The sequence below is a fragment of the Leuconostoc miyukkimchii genome, assembly GCF_019656055.1.
In the GTDB taxonomy this organism is placed as follows: Bacteria; Bacillota; Bacilli; order Lactobacillales; family Lactobacillaceae; genus Leuconostoc; species Leuconostoc miyukkimchii.
Genome location: NZ_BPKY01000008.1, coordinates 62006 through 79006, shown reverse-complemented (window position 1 = coordinate 79006; position 17001 = coordinate 62006). Strand labels below are relative to the sequence as shown.

The following is a 17001-nucleotide window of genomic DNA, read 5'->3' as shown; positions in this document are numbered from 1 at the left end:
CATTGATAAAATAACGTTTGATACATCAATGACCTCAATGGTCTGTTTACAGCACTGAAAGGTTGAAATCAGCCATTCACGTCAAAATATCTACCATTGGCGTTTATTTTGTAAAAAGAATGTATTTTCCCTATAAAATTTAGACTGGTACTATTTTAAGGGAGACTATACATAAAATGAAGAGATTTGATTATATATCACAACTAGAAGAAAAAGATTGTGGTGTATCCGCACTTGCGATGATTTTAAAACAATACGGTTCTGATATCTCATTAGCAAGTATCCGTGAACGCTGTCAAACATCACTATCAGGAACAACTGCCTTAGGATTGGTGAAGGCAGCCGAATCATTTAACATGGATGTTCGTCCTATTAAAGCCGATCTGACACTATTCGATATGAAAGATCTACCAATGCCGTTTATCGCTCATGTTGATAAAAACGGAAAATATTTACATTATTATGTCGTATACCATATCAATAAAAATAAAATTATGATCGCAGATCCGGACCCAACAGTTGGTAAAACAATAATGACTCTGCAGGATTTTTCTAAAGAATGGACGGGTGTTGCACTATTTATGTCCCCTTCCCCAGAATACAAGCCAGTTAAAGAAAACAAGAGCAGTATTCAATCATTTTTACCTATTATTGGTCGACAAAAAGCACTGATTTTTAACATCATTGCTGCATCTTTATTAATCACACTAATTAGCATTGCTGGTTCATACTACATGCAACTTGTCATTGATGCCTATGTTCCCAACGGACAAGCTAACACCTTAACTATTGTTTCATTAGGATTGATTGCCACCTATATTCTACAACAAGTACTTGGTTTTGCTCGAACCTACTTACTAACAGTTATGGGGCAACGTCTATCTATTGAAGTCATACTGTCTTATATTCGCCATTTATTTGAATTACCAGTTAATTTCTTCGCCACACGACGAACCGGTGAAATTGTAACACGTTTTAATGACGCTAATGCTATCATTGATGCAATGGCTAACACAATTCTCTCTTTATTCTTAGACTTAGGTATTACTATTATCATTGGTAGTGTCTTAGCTGTTCAAAACATACAACTATTCTTACTCTCTTTAATTTCATTTCCAGTTTATTTTTTAATTGTCTATACCTTTATGAGACCGTTTGAACGTCTCAATCAAGAACAAATGGCGAGTAATGCGACTTTGAGCTCGTCGATTATTGAAGATATTAATGGCATAGAAACGATCAAATCACTAACAAGTGAAAAGTCTAATTATCAAAAAATTGACCGAGAATTTGTCGATTACTTAAAAAAATCTTTTGCACATCAAAAGATTGAAGCAATTCAAAATAGCATTAAACAGTCGACCCAGCTTATTATTAATATCCTCGTCCTATGGTTTGGTGCTAAACTAGTTATTTCTAATCAACTTAGTGTTGGCCAATTAGTCACATATAATGCCCTATTAGGTTATTTTACCGAACCATTTCAAAATATTATTAATTTACAAACCAAAATACAAACCGCAACTGTTGCAAACCGGCGATTGAATGAAGTTTACTTAGTCGATTCCGAATTTAAAGCGAACGAGTCACAAGAATTACAACAAAATAATTCATATGATCTCACAATAAATAAAGTGAGCTATCAATATGGCTATCAGAAACCTATTCTAACCAACTTTTCTCTTAAAATAGTTTTTGGTGAAAAAATAGCTCTTGTAGGTGTTAGTGGATCAGGAAAATCAACGCTAGCCAAGCTGTTAGTTAACTTTATGTCACCATCCAGTGGATACATCCAAATCGGTTCCCAAGATATTAATCACATTCATCGTCAAAATCTCAGGCGACATGTGACTTACTTACCTCAAAATCCTTATATATTTACCGGTAGTATATTGGATAACCTCACACTTGGTGCCCCTGATGGCACGACACAAGAAGATATATTAACTGCTGTGACATTAGCGGACATCAAAAACGATATTGAAAGCATGCCTCAGAACTATCAAACTGAGATTTCAGAAGATGGTGGCATGTCTGGTGGACAAAAGCAGCGCATAGCTTTAGCTCGTGCACTTTTAAGTCAATCTCCTATTCTTATTTTGGATGAATCAACCAGTAATCTCGATGTATTGACTGAGAAAAAAATAATCGATAGCTTACTCACAATTAAAAATAAAACAATTATATTCATCGCTCACCGCCTAACTATTGCTGAAAAAGCACAACGCGTTATTTTACTTGAATCAGGCACTATTGTTGAAGATGGTACTCACAACGAACTGCTTGCCAATCAAGCACAATATTATCATTTAGTTAATCGTTAATCATCGAAAGGTAACAACATGTTCAATGAAAAACTCTTAGAAAGCTCGGAATTTTATAGTAAACGTTATCAAAACTTTACAACGCTAATCATCTTTCCAACTCTGATCCTATTACTGCTACTAATCGGTTTAGCTTCTTTTACGCATAAAGAAGTTGTGGTCAGAAGCACTGGTGAAATTAATCCAGATAAAATATTGGCTACAATACAATCTACAAGCAACAATGCCATCATCAAAAACAATTTAATATCAAAAAAATCTGTACGTCATGGTGATATGCTAATCAAATATCAAAACAGCGAAACCGATACTACTTTAAAACTCGAAAATGCTAGTCTTCAAAACCTGCAAGCACGCGAAAAAGCATTATTAACCTATAAAAAAAGTTTAAGTGACGACAAAAATCTTTTCTCCGAGTCAGACGCCTATGGCTATTTTGATGCATTTCAAAACTATCTTTCTCAAACTCATATACTATCCAATGATTATCAACAACAATTAGATAGTCAAAATCGTGCTACCCAACAAAAAAACGTTCTCACAAGTTCATTAACCAAGAAAGAAAACAATCTCAATCATTACCAGTCATTATTACTTGCTATCCAAAATAACACGAACTTGTCATCAGAAAATGATTATTATCGCATTTTTTCTGATTATAAGGATCAAACAGCAACTCGTAATTCTGAAGAATCTGCTAGCATAAAACGCCATACTATCAGTACGTTACAAGAACAAATAGATCGGTTAGAAGATGCTATAGCTAACTATAAAACACAGTATGACTCTTTACCCTCTGAAAACGCACTACCACCCAATACATTACCAGACAAATTATCCGATTTAAAATCACAGCAGTTAAGTACTGTTGCCAAAGATCTCAGTACTGTAACACAGGAAATGAAACAAATAAAAATTCAGCATCAAGCCACCCAAGATAGCTCTAACAATGCTATCATTTCCCCAGAAACAGGTACGGTGAAACTACTAGTTGATAAAACAAAAACGCATTATATGCCACAAGGTACAAATATTGCACAGATTTACCCCAATTTAACTGAGAAACCCAAATTGAAAGTAACTTTTTATATCAACACATCGGAAATTACAAACATATCTGAGGGACAATTAGTACGCTACATCTTATCACAAAACAACAATACGAAATCAACATTGACTGGGCATATCTCTCAGATCGCCACCCATTCTGTGTCAACTAAACAAGGTAATTTTTATCAAGTCGATGCAACATTACACTTGAAGCATAACGACTATTCAACTGTTCATTATGGTCAAGAAGGTACTGTTAGTGTTATTACAGGCAAGAGCACCTGGTTTATTTACCTGAAAAATAAATTAACTAGCTAAAGAGATATGTTGCTAACCTTACACATCGTAGCTAGTGAATACACCACGTGAATTATACGAATTTTTAAGCACCGCGCATAAAAAACTTCAACGTCTATATTTTCATTGAAGTGAACTTGATAACTTGGACAGAATAAAACTTATTAACATATAAGGTGATGATCGTTCTCGACGGATATTATCTTCGCCTATTTTTTATTTATTCTAAAATAGGTTATGAAACATAGGTCGCACGGATTTTTGTCACTAGATGTCGCGAATAAACATCGCCATTTCACTAGCGTTACCACACAATTTGTTCTGAGTAAGTTAGACGCTAGACTTCGGGTATAGAAAATTAAATGGCGATGGCTGTCAGCGACTGTTTCAATCAATTATTTTTTGGAGGTGCCTTGACCGTCTTGCCTTTTACAAAAACTAAAAATCACACTTAAATTCAACAGCTCATAAACCTCTCACAGATTAAAAATTCACAAAGGTAAAAATGAGTGTATCAGTATTCTAAGAGGTAGACCAATTCCTAACAAGAAAAATCACAATTCTAAATCACAGAAAAATCGCCAGACCCTATTCAATTAAGGTTTGGCGATTTCCACTTTACATAATCTGTGTTATGCTAATTCACTTTAGTATATATTATTATCAATAATTATTTCTATTAACCAAATTTAGTTGCAAATTTATATCCAGCATACAAACCAGCACCAAATACACCAGCACCTAGAGCTGCTTTCCCTGCATAAATTGCTCCAGCTACTACAAGTGGTGCAATTCCACCATTTATATCATCTAATTCCTGTGTGTTTAGTTCTTTAAACTTATCCAATGAATTCATTTTTTCTCCCTTTAATTTAAGCCTACAAATACGCCAATTCCAAAACTAACGATAAATAATATTTGTAATATCGTACTAAATATATCGTAATTATCTAAAAAAATACCTGAAAATATTTGTCTCATTATTATCACTTCTTTACTTTGTTCAATCCAACTGCCACACCGAAACCAAATCCAGATGTAAATGCACCACCTAGAACAACCAAAGGTGGAATAAAGAACACACCACCATTAATTTCAGACAATTCTTGTTCGCTTAACATTTTTAATTTTCCATTATTCATAAAAATCACCTTTTATTATATTAACGTTTATTTACTAAGTATTCTGTGGCTACTCCAGCTACAAAAATTTCAGCATCAGATCCACCAATAATCAGCAATGGATGTCCAACCCACAGTCTCTGATAATACCGTATCATTCAATACCTGCAATTGCGAAGTATTTTTCATAATTATTTCCTCCTTTATTTGTTTTAATAGTAACAAATATTTATATTACACGCGATACCACTTTGGTATTATTCATAAATAATATTCTCAACGCTAGTTTTAAATAATTTTGAAAATTTAATAAGGGTATCAATATCTGGTACTCTGGAACCGTTTTCATAACGTGTAATAGAAGTTGGATCAACATGTAATTCTTCAGCTATTTCATATTTAGTAACACCAGACGTAATTCTAAGAGTTAACAGATTTGTCCCAATATGCTCTGCCCCTCCACCATAGATATTAACTAAATGATTTTCTTTCAATATCATATACTTTTTCAAAGTACCCATGTCTTTCTCCTATCAATTATTAACTATACCTAAGTATTTATTTTCATATAAAAAATTTAATTCTATAAATATAATACGAAAACAAAAAAATTCGACAACTCTAACAAGGGCAATCAGTTTGATTTGAGCAGAGAAAGTCCTAATTTTTTAGGACTTTCTCTGCTCAAGGTATAATTCAGAATCATATCGCTTGTATCAACCACGTATATCGCTCTATTTTCTATAGTGTGCTCAATAGAAATCCTTGTAATTTAATTTTATTTTATAAGTAAATAAGGTTAAAACACATCAGGCACTGTTTAAATCGTCACAACCTGACACATTACACATTCATATTCAAAGTTGGGGCATCCATACAATAATGCAAAAATTGAAAGTTTTCACTCATTATTAAAGCATGAAATGATTCATCAATTTAGATTGCCATCGATTGCTCACCTGATATTGGATGTAGCTAAGTATATTAATTGGTTCAGCATCGACAGAATCAGTATTGTCAATCGAAAAATGAAAGTAGCCTAAACAAATACAGCCTTAGATAAAAAATAGTCCGAATTATTAACTTATGAGCATATAACGTTTATCATTGCGTAACGAATATATTCAATATACGCTCATGAAGTAGTGTTTGATATATAAATGACCTCAATGGTCTGTTTACTGCACTGAAAGGTTGCTCATCAGTCAATACTTCGAAATATTGACTGATGAGCAAATAAAAACTAACGTAGCAATATTGACCACGCTTAGAATACCAACTGCTGCACCACTACTAACAAAACTCATCACATAGCGACCGACAGTCGCTGATTCGAGGATCTTCTAACTATCAATGACGATTACCACTAAGCTTAAAAATAGTCAAAATTAGATCTATGCACTATTACTATTTGACTTTTAAACTTGATTGAAAATGACTAACGCATAGCTTTTTTTATGATTTAATTAATCATATTGTATTATTTTAGCACTGAGGGTACAGCATATTGCTTAATTTATACTTTAATTAAGAAAGAAGATAAATACTGACATTTGCATCTTACAATCCTGCATGGTACTCTTACTATTATGTTGTTAACCGATAACCACTGTCAGCTTAATTTTTCTAGAGCAAAGGAGTTTTATGTTTAAACATAATCATGCCCATACAAAAAAATACTCAAAAGTAAAAATATTAGTTATTATTACCTTAGTTGTCATTTTTAGTAGTTATATATTACTACAACACCCGCGTAATCAATATACTCATTCGTCAAAAAAGCTCAGCCAACGGACAATAAAAAAGCAGCAATCAACTCAAACTAGTAACACCGCAACTAGTTCATCCCGTCCTAATGGTCCAGAATATCAAATGAGAATTGGACCTTTGGCCGACCCAAACGACACCCCGCCTACACAAACTGGTTGGGTTGATCCAAACGGTGGCGGCTATTATGTTGGTGAGGGTCCCTTTGATGTGACTGATTCGAACGGCGAACATCACTGGGTTGATCCACAAACGGCTGGTTGGACCAAAATGACTTATTCAAACACAAAAGAAACATACGATGATTCTGGTAACTAGCCATAACTACACTTTCCGTCTGAGCATGCTTGCAAGACTTTAAGTTTAAAATTATTTTTAGTTATGTCGCTTTTTTAACTGCCATAAAATTTTGGCTCTAAAAGTCCTTGTTGAACAGCTACATTAACTTGAGCTGTTATCTTATCTTCTTTTATCTAACTTTTTAATAAGATAGGCACTGGCGAATCCAATCGAAAAGTATAAGACTGTCCACAACCGTAGTAATTTAAGGTAATCACTGTATAGTATTCTCAGTGGAATTGTTAAAAAAATTTTTTCATGATAAACTTTAATAAATCAAACGTTTATCAATTTAAAAAATATACTATTTGATTAAATGGAAAAATATAGCCGCTAGGTATCCAAAATATGCACCTCTTCATACAGTTCTGATCGATATCAACGTAACGATAGATACTATATCGTTACTTAAAAGGACAATATCTATAAACAGGAGATTAATGTGTTTAAAACAGATAACCAAAAATTCTTAGTAGACTTTGTAGAAAGCCACCTAGGTTTAAACGATAATGAAAAAAAGATTATCTTCGATGCCGTTAAAAAACTAAATGAAAAAAATGTATCCCAATATCGAGAAGTATCACTTGTGACGAATTCGCTTCATAGACTATCACTTAATGGTAAACTATCAAATGACGGACGCATACTACTCAAAAAACTACACCAAAAAGATTGGTTCATGGGAATACTCTACAACCTAAGACTTTTTGAAAACTAAAATTTATTATAAAAATGAAAAAGGTCGCGCTTTATTTTTAATAAATGATGTGAACCCAATAACTTCAAGCACAAATGTCGCAAAAGTTATTGGGTTTTAGTATGTCTAAAATTGGGGCTCTCCAAGCGCATGTTGTGCCGCCAGATTTAACAAACTCCATTGTCGATCAAATCCTGGTTGGAAGAAAAAGTCAGCCTGTGCTAAGTCTTCCAATAGCAGTCCTTGTTCGACAGCTAATGCAATAACATTTCCTTGAGCTGTTATATCATAAGTTGACAGCACTGCACCACCTAAAATACGGTGAGTCTGTGGATCAAAATTTAGCCCCACGTAAACATCTGGATTACCTTTTTCGCTTGGCACATAGTTAGGTCGTAATGTGTCTTTATAAAAAGAACTTTTTATTGTTACACCAGCTTTTTGCGCTGTGGTTGTATTTAGTCCGGAAGTTGCAAAGTGATAGTCAAACACACTCAAGGCTGATGAACCAACAACACCGGAAAATGGCACTGTTGGATTTTGTTCAAATAAATGAGCTACAATATAACGTACTTCACGTCGCACGACCGATGCCAAAGCAATAGGTAATTTAGTTTGTGCAGGAATTGAGTATGACAAAACCGCATCCCCAACAGCGTAAACATCTGTAACATTAGTGCGCAAATATTCATCGGTTTTAATCCAACCATGCTCATCTAAGTCAATAACACCTTTTAACCAATCAGTGTTTGGTTGGACACCAGCTGCTTGAATAACCACGTCACTTAAATATTGACCTTTATCTGTCTGCACCGCGGTAACTTTACCATCACCTTCATAACTTTCAATCCGAGCTCCGGTAACAATTTCCACACCCTTATTAGTTAATTCCTGCGATAAAATAGCTGTTAACCCAGCATCCAAGTAATTTCCCAAAGGCCGTTCTATCATATCAATTAGCGTGACTTTTTTGCCTGCCTTAACGCTGGCTTCAGCAGCTTCAATACCAATATAACCAGCACCGATTACCGTGATATTCTCAACTGTCGGATCATCTAACTTTGCTTTTATTTTAGTCGCCCAATCTTTACCACGCATGAGGTAAACATTTTCTAAATCATATCCTGGCACAGGTAAATTTTTTGGTGTGACACCTGAGCTTAAAATCAATTTATCATAATCATATTTTTCTATTGTGCCATTAGTGTGGTCCTTAACAGTCACTGTCTTGTTATCAGCATCAATTGCTGTCACTTCATGACTGCTATAGACCGATGCGCCTAATTGTTCCATTTCTTCTGGTCGGAAATTTCTAACGTCATTAACATCAGTGACATTATTTTCCAAATATAATACCATGCCACATGACATGAAGGACACAAAATCACCGGATTCGAATAACTTAATATCAAGGTTTTGATATTGTCGCGTTAACTCTAAGATCGCTTGGTGTCCACCATGTGATGCACCTACTATAACAACTTTTGTTTTTGACATATTATCTAGTTCCTCCTAATATAGTAATTGGTTGATCTAATTACTATATTAGAACAATTCTAAATAAAAAACAAATTATTTGCTATGAATCGCTCAAATAATTTTTTCGACTGCTTGTAGCAATTGTTTTACCTTACTTTCGACATTATCAGCCTGCATAATGTCACTCACAACACAAATACCTGCTATGCCTGATCCTTGTAATGTTTTAATATTGTGTTCTTTGATACCACCAATAGCATTAACTGGCACATTAACACGCGAAACAATCGCTTTTAGTGTTTCAATACTCGTATGTTTGGTAACTACCTTAGTTTTTGTTGGATAAATAGCGCCAACACCAAAGTAATCTGCGCCTTGTGTGATTATCTCATCTGCTCTTTCAACACTTTTAACTGATACACCTAGAATCTTATCCGGACCAAGCATTTGACGTACAACTGTCACTGGCAAATCACTATCACCGATATGCACGCCAGCAGCATCTACCGCTAAGCAAATATCAACACGATCGTCAATAATTAATGGCACATTAAATCGATCCGTGATTTTTTTGACTGCCAACGCCAATTCAAAATAACGTTTTGAACTGACAGATTTTTCCCGAAGTTGCACCAACGTCACGCCACTTTTGCAAGCGGTTGTAATAATGTCTAAAAATTGATCATCTGAATAGTCATATCGATTTGTGACAAGATAAAGCTTGTAGTCTATTGTGTGGTCTTTCATATGTCTCTTCCCTCATTTTTGGCTTAGTTTAAGCGACAAAAAAGCTGTTCTCACGTTAAATCATACGCAAAAACAGCTTAATAATAAATTTTTATTATTAGTCATATCTTCCTACGCAGATTCTAATCCGATCAGGTTATATGGGTATTTCTCAGCCAAGATAATCCTTTTGGCACCCCAGATATTTTATATTCAATTACAGGTCAATACTATCACGATATTTTTATTTGTCAATCTTCTTTGAAAATCATTTTAAGTATGGCTTATTTTCATGTGTACTTTAAATAGGCTGTTCTAAGTAACGACCTATTATTTTTTCAGCATTTTCAAATTGATATTTATTAGATTTTAGTAGGACAGGATTGCCTTGCTGATCAAAAAAATTTGCTGTGATACCGACAACATCTGTACTTGTAGCTAAATATTTTCCCACAGGCACTTCAGTATTTTGCAATGTTTGCGTGTAGGGCATCAGATTGCTACGTACATCACCTGGATAAAAACTGTTGACTGTAGTTTGTTGGTTTTTCAGTTTCTCTGCTAAAAAATACATTAACAAGGTTTTATGTGTCAAAAGCCATGCTGCTCGAGACAATGCATGACTCTGATTTTCAGATATTGGTATCCTTTTAACGGCAAGAGGATTACCCGTGACGATTAGAACACGCCCCTCATGCAACATATCACTTAATCCTAGTGTTAAATAATAGTGCGATAACAAATTATAGTTAATATTATCTGTTGCAGTTTTAGGTACAATGCCCGCACAATGTATCAAAACATCAACATGTGAAACAAGGTTTTCAATACCTGAAATAACTGCTTTCACACCTGAATGTTGTGACAAGTCCCCCACTACAACGTTCACATGACTGCCTAATTGTTTTTTAACATGCATCGCTTTAGCTAGATTTCGTCCTACGATGACGAGGTTATTGTCTACTGCCAAGTCTTTTGCAATGGCTAAACCAACACCAGATGAACCACCGGTGATCACAATATTTTTCATTAATTCTATACCTACTTTCAAGATAAATTGTGTCATCTCATTATTTTTTGTTGGCAAATATAAGCGCAACTTCATCAATAATCGCTGGTCTGCCTGCCATATATCGTGATGTTTGACGTAGGATTCTGAGACCAATTCTTTCTGGTAAAAAAGGTGCAGCAAGTATCGCTAAATAAGCATCAAACTGCCATAATACAGATAGATTATCGAAGTATTCTGTTACCTCATTTGGCACTATATCATAATTATTGATTCGTACTTCTAACACAATTTTGAAAACCTGTTCTTGATGCAATAAAATATCACGCTGGTTTAATTTTTCTAAAATACTAATTAAACTGTTTATGTCGTTTTGATAAGCATATGCCTTTTCGATTAATTCGTTGACCTCAAAACCACTAAATACCTCACTGTAACATAGGTCATCAAGCGTCAAGGACAATGCACTTAGAATTTTAATCATACTGCTAAATTGAATGTCTGTCTGACCACGTTCAAATTTTGAAATCACGCTACGAGAGACCCCTGTTGCGTTCACTAAATCAGTTGCACTGATGTGACGATCTTCTCTAATTTTCCTAATAAAACGGCCAAAATTTTGAACTTCTGAAAAAGTATCTTGTTTCTTTTCTATCAACTACCAAATCTCCTAACTTATCTGCACTTTATCATACAATAAAAATAAGACGTGTTCCCAAAATTTTCTTATAAGAAAATTTTAAGTTATGAAAATTTGATGCCTATAACTACGTCACATATCTATTTATTTGATTCATTATCAAAAAATGTCAGATTAACTATTGACAACTCATTAAATTCTTAGTATTCTTAATCCATAAACAACTCGGAGAATAATCATGCAAAATATATCAGCACAACTTAACAATGCCTGGTGGCGTCGGTAAATCAGCTTTTCGGTAACGGATAAAGCTGATGTTTAAAACATTTGTTTTATCCATACCGACGTATTTTGTGACACACTCGAGTCTGTATGGGAATATGCCGTGCAGACTTTTCTTTTGACCTTGGAAAGCCTTGTATGGCATCCAAGGTCAATTTTATTTTAGAAAGAATTCGGAGATTTACTATGAACAAACGTCTACTATCAAGCATTGCTGTTATCGTGGCATTCCTAGCCATTGCCTTTGTTATCACAAGTAAGCCAACAGCTGATGCTAAGAAGAAAAATTATGTGCCCACCATCGGTATCTTGCAGTTGGTGACTCATCCCGCATTAGACGAAATTCATCGTGGCATTATTGCAGGCTTAAAGGAACAAGGTTATGCCGGTAACAAAATTAAAATTGATTACCAAAATGCACAAGCCAATCAATCTAATTTAAAAACGATGTCACAAAAATTCGCTAACGAGAATGCTGATTTGACATTAGGTATTGCAACGCCAGCAGCACTTTCCTTAGCTAAAACAGCAAATGGTACAGACCCAGTAATTTTAGCCGGCATTACCGATCCCGTAGGTTCAGATTTGGTTAAAACGACAAAACGTCCTGGTAATAACATCACTGGCACATCTGGAGATTCACCGCTTGAACAACACCTTGGCGTCATCAAACAAGTTGTCCCACATGCAAAAAAACTTGGTATCATTTATACAACTTCAGATCATGGCGGTGAATACAACGCTAAAAATATGGCCAAACTAGCACAAGCAGCCGGCTATGATGTTAAAATGTACACTATCTCGACCACAAATGACATGCAATTAGTTGCTGAAACAATGGCTAGTCAAGTCGATGTTGTCTACGCACCACAAGATAATGGTGTTGCAAGCGCAATGAAAACACTCATTAACGTGACAAATAAAAATAAAATTCCTGTTATTCCTGCTGTTGATACAATGGTGAAAGATGGCGGTGTTGCAACCATTTCAGTCAGCCAATATGATATTGGTTATCAAGCTGGCATTATGGCCGGCAAGGTTTTGAAAGGTAAAGATACCGCAACTTATCCTGTCAAGACAATTACAAAAGGTGACATGGTTGTTAATTTGAAACAAGCACAACTATTAGGTTTAAAATTACCTGATAGCATGATTAAAGATGCTGAAACCAAAGGAGAGGTATTCAAATGAGTATGATTGTATCTAGTATTGGACAGGGCCTACTTTGGGCTGTTCTAGGCGTTGCCTTATTTCTAACTTTCCGTATTTTAGACTTTCCAGATATGACGGTTGAAGGCTCCTTTCCATTAGGTGCCTCAACTGCCGTATCCATGATTGCTCATGGGATCAATCCTTATTTGGCAACCTTAGTAGCATTTATTGTAGGAACTCTCGCTGGATTAATAACCGGACTACTTTACACCAAAGGTCGTATTCCAATTTTACTTGCCGGAATTCTTGTTATGACTGCCTCACTATCCATCAATCTACGGATTATGGGATCTGCTAATATTTCGCTCCTAAATCAAAAATCTATTTTCTCATCAGCATTTTTACAAGATTTACCAAAGTATTTTGACTCAGTTTTTGTTGGTTTCATTATTATTACAATTATCACCCTTGCCCTGGTATTCTTCCTACAAACAGAAATCGGCCAAGCCTTTATCGCCACAGGTGACAACGCGACAATGGCACAATCTATTGGTATCAAAACAGACCGTATGACGATTATGGGACTTATGTTATCCAATGGTTTGATTGCGTTTGGTGGTGCCGTCATTGCTCAAAATAATGGCTACGCTGATATTAACATGGGTATTGGTATTATCGTCATTGCACTTGCTTCAATTATTATTGGCGAAGTGGCCTTTGGTGATTTATCACTCAATGAACGCCTTGTTGCCGTTATTGTTGGTTCAATTTTATATCGTCTGGTGCTACTCGCCGTGCTACGACTTGGTTTCTCAACAAACGATTTAAATCTTATTTCGGCCATTGTTTTGGCCGTTGCAATGATGTTACCACGTCTACGTCGTGCACTTAAGCTCGACTCAGTAATCAAGAAAGGTGTTACCACACATGACTGAACCTGTATTTTCTCTAAAAAATATTGTTGTGACTGTTGGTGACAACGTACAAATACTCAAATCACTCAATCTTGATATATTTGAAGGTGACTTTATCACTGTTTTAGGCACAAATGGTGCTGGAAAATCTACTTTATTCAACACAATTGCTGGTAATTTACATATTGATTCCGGACAATTATTACACCATGGCCGCAATATTTCTAATGAAGCAGCCGTTACACGTACAAACTACATTGCGCGCGTTTTCCAAGATCCAAAAATGGGTACGGCACCTCGTATGACGGTGGCTGAAAATCTACTACTCGCTGAAAAACGTGGTCAAAAACGTACTTTACGTAGCCGTGGTTTAACTAAAGAAAAACTGGCAACGTACGCTAATATCACACAAGTAATGGGAAATAATTTAGACACCCGTCTCCAAACTGCTACCGGTGATCTATCAGGTGGCCAGCGACAAGCGCTCAGCTTTCTAATGGCAACACGTGTGAAACCAGAGTTATTACTTCTCGATGAACATACTGCCGCATTAGATCCAAAAACATCTGAACAACTGATGTTAGCGACCAATGAACAAGTCACAACTAACAATCTCACAGCGTTAATGATTACTCACAATTTATCAGATGCATTAAAATATGGTAACCGCTTAATTATTTTAAATGCTGGTACTATTGTACTTGATGTTCGCAATGACGAAAAATCAGCATTGACTGAAGAACAAATTTTAAAGTATTTTATTGCATAATTAAAAAAAGACAGCCACTGTTTCACGTGAAGTAATGGCTGTCTTTTTTTAAATATGTGTATATTTTAACTAAGAACACATATTTAAATTAATGAGGTGCACCATGAGAAAAATTGGTATTATCGGAATTGGTCATATAAAAACGGTAAAAAACAGTCATCAAGCATAAAAACTATAATTATATGGCGTCATAATTATACCTTTTTAACAATTCTTTTTTTCGTTAGCAGTAACAATCCAATTATAATAAAGAAAGCTACAAGTCCGGATGAAATAAATACTTGGTAGCTTTCAAAGCGATCAAACAAAAGGCCATAACATAATCCTCCCAAAGGAACAAACAATTGCGAAACTGCATTGACGATTGAATACATCCCACCCTGCTTATTTTCCGGCACTTCAACTTGTAAATACGTCGTCATTGCAGTATTGGCAAGTACAACTATTAATCCAAAAACAACTACCAATATCCCTAAAAATCCAATGATTATTAAATAATTACGCGTTATTAATTCCGGAAAACCGAACAGAACAATGATGATAGTAAAACATAACATCGATTGATACATGCTTTTTAAGTTATCCTTAATAGTATGAACAGTCAATATGATGCCACCTAATACCATTGCAGCACTAGCTAAACTTTCCAAAAAACTATAAACCAATTTTGACAGAGATAGTTGCTTAATAACAAGTACAGGTAAGCCAATAGTTATAGATGAAGCAAATAAATTTATAAACATCGCAATAATAACAAGAGATAAAATTTCTGGACGACTCTTGATAAATTTTATAATTGTCAAAAAAGAATTCTTGTCAGTATCCATTACCCTATGTATGACATCTAATTTTAGAGTACTTGTGGATAAGATTGACACGGCAACTAGAAAAATTATTAGAGAGATAAAAAACGGCAATGTGAGTAAGCTGAATGCTAGTCCACCTAAAACGGGGGCAATAATATTTGCGACTGAAGTAGCGGACTGAACTGATGCGTTCAATCTTTGATAGTTGTGCTTTTCCACTAATTGTGTAGTCGAAGCTTTTAATGTGACAATAAATAACTCCTCACTGACACGGATAATAATCATTAAAACATAGACATATGCGAGCGTCTCAACATCTAAATGCTCACTGACTATGATCAAATAAACTAAAAGAAATACAAATGAAATGATTTGAGATATTAATAATATCTTTTTATGTGAAACTGTATCTACAATCCTGGTCATAATTGGTGTAAGTAACAGGCTGACCAATGGTCCAATAATTGTTAGTGTCCCAAAAATAAAAGCCGACCGAGTTATTTGCAGAAAGTATAATCCGAAAAAAAAATTTAAAGAGGTTATTGATAAATTAAAAATTAGACTAATTATTGATGTCTTTATAATTGTGTTGAACATTATCGTCCACCCTTTCCTTTTTTCTAATTTATCATCAAAAATGTCTAGACATTTTGTTAATATGTGTAGTATAGTTTACGTTACTAGGTATAAGCGGAGGCAGTTATAACTTATGAAAACAATTGGGGCCACGATTAAAACAATTCGAAAACAAAAGAGGCTAACTCAAAAAGAAGTTTATATGGGAATTGTGTCTAGAAACTTCGCATCACGATTTGAAAATGGACACAACAGTGTTGAATCTGAAAAGTTATTTGCCATTCTAAAACGATTAGAGATCTCCCCAAATGAGTTTCAATTTATTCACTATAACAACTCAGAGTACTGGTTTAATAGCATTTTAAGTCAACTTGATAATGACGCTAGTAAGAAAAAAACAGACACGTTAATGAAGAAACATGCTGAATTTAGAAAAAATCCATCTCTAGACAGTCAGATTCTTGCCGCCATTGCGTACATCAAGATATATATTATTGGTAATAATCCTTTAAAAATGAATATCGATCCTGCCTATCCATTAAAAAACCACTTAACTGAAACTAAATATTGGTCAGTATTCGAATTAAGAGCATTTGTTGATGGTATTTTCATTTTTAGAAAAGATCCAGTAGGATTATTTAACTGTATGACTAAAGTTCATGAAGTATATAAAAAATATAAAGGATTTACAGAATATTCCTATATAATCGAACAAAGTGTCGCTAGTATTATTCTTAATTATGTTCAGATTGAACTCACAAATTTTAACTATAACTCAAGCACTTTTCAGAAAATAACTGATAATTCTTGCTACAGTACCATAACTGACTTTACAGCTAAACTTACTATAGATTTTGCCAGATTGATTATTTTTCTCTATTTAGGATCAGACCAAAAAAATGATGAAGCGAACTGTTATGAATTTATAAGAATACTAAAAACGCTACAACATGATGATTATATAGTATTTAAAGAAATCTATCAGTACCATTTACCTCTAAGCCAACGATATCGTATGAAACAATTATGATATATTGTTTCATGTAGTACCAG

General features: G+C 34.6%; 17 protein-coding genes and 1 riboswitch. Of the genes, 9 read left to right on the top strand and 8 right to left on the bottom strand.

Annotation, left to right across the window (positions count from 1 at the left end; all coding sequences use genetic code 11):
* Nucleotides 1-176 precede the first annotated feature (176 nt).
* Nucleotides 177-2324 carry a peptide cleavage/export ABC transporter gene (locus tag K5Q13_RS08925; RefSeq protein ID WP_220741345.1) on the top strand — a complete coding sequence of 716 codons (2148 nt, stop codon included), beginning with the start codon at nucleotides 177-179 and terminating at the stop codon, nucleotides 2322-2324.
* An 18-nt stretch (nucleotides 2325-2342) separates the two neighbouring features.
* Entirely contained in the window at nucleotides 2343-3692 is a 1350-nt protein-coding gene (locus tag K5Q13_RS08920; protein WP_220741344.1) for a bacteriocin secretion accessory protein, read from the top strand.
* Between the two features lie 658 nt (nucleotides 3693-4350).
* Here K5Q13_RS08920 and K5Q13_RS08915 read toward each other — a convergent pair.
* The 3 genes from K5Q13_RS08915 to K5Q13_RS08905 form a co-directional block, all read right to left on the bottom strand.
* The gene (locus K5Q13_RS08915) at nucleotides 4351-4527 is read right to left on the bottom strand and encodes a class IIb bacteriocin, lactobin A/cerein 7B family (RefSeq protein ID WP_220741343.1); all 177 of its coding nucleotides are present in this window, start codon (nucleotides 4525-4527) and stop codon (nucleotides 4351-4353) included.
* A 130-nt stretch (nucleotides 4528-4657) separates the two neighbouring features.
* A complete protein-coding gene (locus K5Q13_RS08910; RefSeq protein ID WP_220741342.1) occupies nucleotides 4658-4813 on the bottom strand; it encodes a class IIb bacteriocin, lactobin A/cerein 7B family in 156 nt (51 codons plus the stop codon).
* Nucleotides 4814-5049: 236 nt separating this feature from the next.
* Entirely contained in the window at nucleotides 5050-5313 is a 264-nt protein-coding gene (locus K5Q13_RS08905; RefSeq protein ID WP_220741341.1) for a helix-turn-helix domain-containing protein, read from the bottom strand.
* 321 nt (nucleotides 5314-5634) lie between these two features.
* Between K5Q13_RS08905 and K5Q13_RS09690 the strand changes: the two genes are divergently transcribed.
* The 3 genes from K5Q13_RS09690 to K5Q13_RS08890 all read left to right on the top strand — a co-directional run bounded on the left by K5Q13_RS09690 (nucleotide 5635) and on the right by K5Q13_RS08890 (nucleotide 7616).
* Nucleotides 5635-5835 (top strand): integrase core domain-containing protein, encoded by a 201-nt coding sequence (locus K5Q13_RS09690; RefSeq protein ID WP_373306373.1) that lies wholly within the window; start codon nucleotides 5635-5637, stop codon nucleotides 5833-5835.
* Between the two features lie 601 nt (nucleotides 5836-6436).
* On the top strand, nucleotides 6437-6877 hold the full coding sequence (locus tag K5Q13_RS08895) for a hypothetical protein (RefSeq protein WP_220741339.1): 441 nt from the start codon (nucleotides 6437-6439) through the stop codon (nucleotides 6875-6877).
* Between the two features lie 463 nt (nucleotides 6878-7340).
* The gene (locus K5Q13_RS08890; protein ID WP_220741338.1) at nucleotides 7341-7616 is read left to right on the top strand and encodes a hypothetical protein; all 276 of its coding nucleotides are present in this window, start codon (nucleotides 7341-7343) and stop codon (nucleotides 7614-7616) included.
* 105 nt (nucleotides 7617-7721) lie between these two features.
* On the opposite strand, the gene K5Q13_RS08885 is transcribed toward K5Q13_RS08890, so the two are convergent.
* From K5Q13_RS08885 to K5Q13_RS08870, 4 genes are all read right to left on the bottom strand, one after another.
* A complete protein-coding gene (locus K5Q13_RS08885) occupies nucleotides 7722-9092 on the bottom strand; it encodes an FAD-dependent oxidoreductase (RefSeq protein WP_220741337.1) in 1371 nt (456 codons plus the stop codon).
* Between the two features lie 93 nt (nucleotides 9093-9185).
* Entirely contained in the window at nucleotides 9186-9821 is a 636-nt protein-coding gene (thiE, locus tag K5Q13_RS08880; RefSeq protein WP_220741336.1) for a thiamine phosphate synthase, read from the bottom strand.
* Between the two features lie 91 nt (nucleotides 9822-9912).
* Nucleotides 9913-10011: riboswitch (TPP riboswitch) on the bottom strand.
* Between the two features lie 90 nt (nucleotides 10012-10101).
* Nucleotides 10102-10830, bottom strand: a complete 729-nt coding sequence (locus K5Q13_RS08875; protein ID WP_220741335.1) for an SDR family NAD(P)-dependent oxidoreductase — start codon at nucleotides 10828-10830, stop codon at nucleotides 10102-10104.
* Between the two features lie 40 nt (nucleotides 10831-10870).
* The gene (locus K5Q13_RS08870) at nucleotides 10871-11467 is read right to left on the bottom strand and encodes a helix-turn-helix domain-containing protein (RefSeq protein WP_246574233.1); all 597 of its coding nucleotides are present in this window, start codon (nucleotides 11465-11467) and stop codon (nucleotides 10871-10873) included.
* Nucleotides 11468-11917: 450 nt separating this feature from the next.
* Between K5Q13_RS08870 and trpX the strand changes: the two genes are divergently transcribed.
* From trpX to K5Q13_RS08855, 3 genes are read left to right on the top strand one after another with little or no spacing between them, the layout of a single operon-like run.
* Nucleotides 11918-12922, top strand: a complete 1005-nt coding sequence (gene trpX, locus K5Q13_RS08865) for a tryptophan ABC transporter substrate-binding protein (protein ID WP_220741334.1) — start codon at nucleotides 11918-11920, stop codon at nucleotides 12920-12922.
* Complete coding sequence (locus tag K5Q13_RS08860; protein WP_220741333.1) at nucleotides 12919-13818, top strand: ABC transporter permease; 900 nt, start codon at nucleotides 12919-12921, stop codon at nucleotides 13816-13818. Before trpX ends, K5Q13_RS08860 begins: the two co-directional genes overlap by 4 nt.
* The gene (locus tag K5Q13_RS08855; protein ID WP_220741332.1) at nucleotides 13811-14566 is read left to right on the top strand and encodes an ABC transporter ATP-binding protein; all 756 of its coding nucleotides are present in this window, start codon (nucleotides 13811-13813) and stop codon (nucleotides 14564-14566) included. Before K5Q13_RS08860 ends, K5Q13_RS08855 begins: the two co-directional genes overlap by 8 nt.
* Before the next feature lie 194 nt (nucleotides 14567-14760).
* Here K5Q13_RS08855 and K5Q13_RS08850 read toward each other — a convergent pair whose 3' ends face one another.
* The gene (locus tag K5Q13_RS08850) at nucleotides 14761-15969 is read right to left on the bottom strand and encodes an MFS transporter (protein WP_220741331.1); all 1209 of its coding nucleotides are present in this window, start codon (nucleotides 15967-15969) and stop codon (nucleotides 14761-14763) included.
* 112 nt (nucleotides 15970-16081) lie between these two features.
* On the opposite strand from K5Q13_RS08850, the gene K5Q13_RS08845 reads away from it, so the two are divergent.
* Nucleotides 16082-16978: a helix-turn-helix domain-containing protein gene (locus tag K5Q13_RS08845; protein WP_220741330.1), complete on the top strand. Its 897-nt coding sequence runs from the start codon at nucleotides 16082-16084 to the stop codon at nucleotides 16976-16978.
* Nucleotides 16979-17001 lie beyond the last annotated feature (23 nt).

Coding starts and splice junctions, on each gene's coding strand:
- K5Q13_RS08910 (WP_220741342.1), bottom strand. CDS start 4,813: ATGAATAATGGAAAATTAAAAATGTTAAGCGAACAAGAATTGTCTGAA.
- K5Q13_RS08905 (WP_220741341.1), bottom strand. CDS start 5,313: ATGGGTACTTTGAAAAAGTATATGATATTGAAAGAAAATCATTTAGTT.
- K5Q13_RS08920 (WP_220741344.1), top strand. CDS start 2,343: ATGTTCAATGAAAAACTCTTAGAAAGCTCGGAATTTTATAGTAAACGT.
- K5Q13_RS08885 (WP_220741337.1), bottom strand. CDS start 9,092: ATGTCAAAAACAAAAGTTGTTATAGTAGGTGCATCACATGGTGGACAC.
- K5Q13_RS08850 (WP_220741331.1), bottom strand. CDS start 15,969: ATGTTCAACACAATTATAAAGACATCAATAATTAGTCTAATTTTTAAT.
- trpX (WP_220741334.1), top strand. CDS start 11,918: ATGAACAAACGTCTACTATCAAGCATTGCTGTTATCGTGGCATTCCTA.
- K5Q13_RS08845 (WP_220741330.1), top strand. CDS start 16,082: ATGAAAACAATTGGGGCCACGATTAAAACAATTCGAAAACAAAAGAGG.
- K5Q13_RS08895 (WP_220741339.1), top strand. CDS start 6,437: ATGTTTAAACATAATCATGCCCATACAAAAAAATACTCAAAAGTAAAA.
- thiE (WP_220741336.1), bottom strand. CDS start 9,821: ATGAAAGACCACACAATAGACTACAAGCTTTATCTTGTCACAAATCGA.
- K5Q13_RS08925 (WP_220741345.1), top strand. CDS start 177: ATGAAGAGATTTGATTATATATCACAACTAGAAGAAAAAGATTGTGGT.
- K5Q13_RS08855 (WP_220741332.1), top strand. CDS start 13,811: ATGACTGAACCTGTATTTTCTCTAAAAAATATTGTTGTGACTGTTGGT.
- K5Q13_RS08875 (WP_220741335.1), bottom strand. CDS start 10,830: ATGAAAAATATTGTGATCACCGGTGGTTCATCTGGTGTTGGTTTAGCC.
- K5Q13_RS08915 (WP_220741343.1), bottom strand. CDS start 4,527: ATGAATTCATTGGATAAGTTTAAAGAACTAAACACACAGGAATTAGAT.
- K5Q13_RS08860 (WP_220741333.1), top strand. CDS start 12,919: ATGAGTATGATTGTATCTAGTATTGGACAGGGCCTACTTTGGGCTGTT.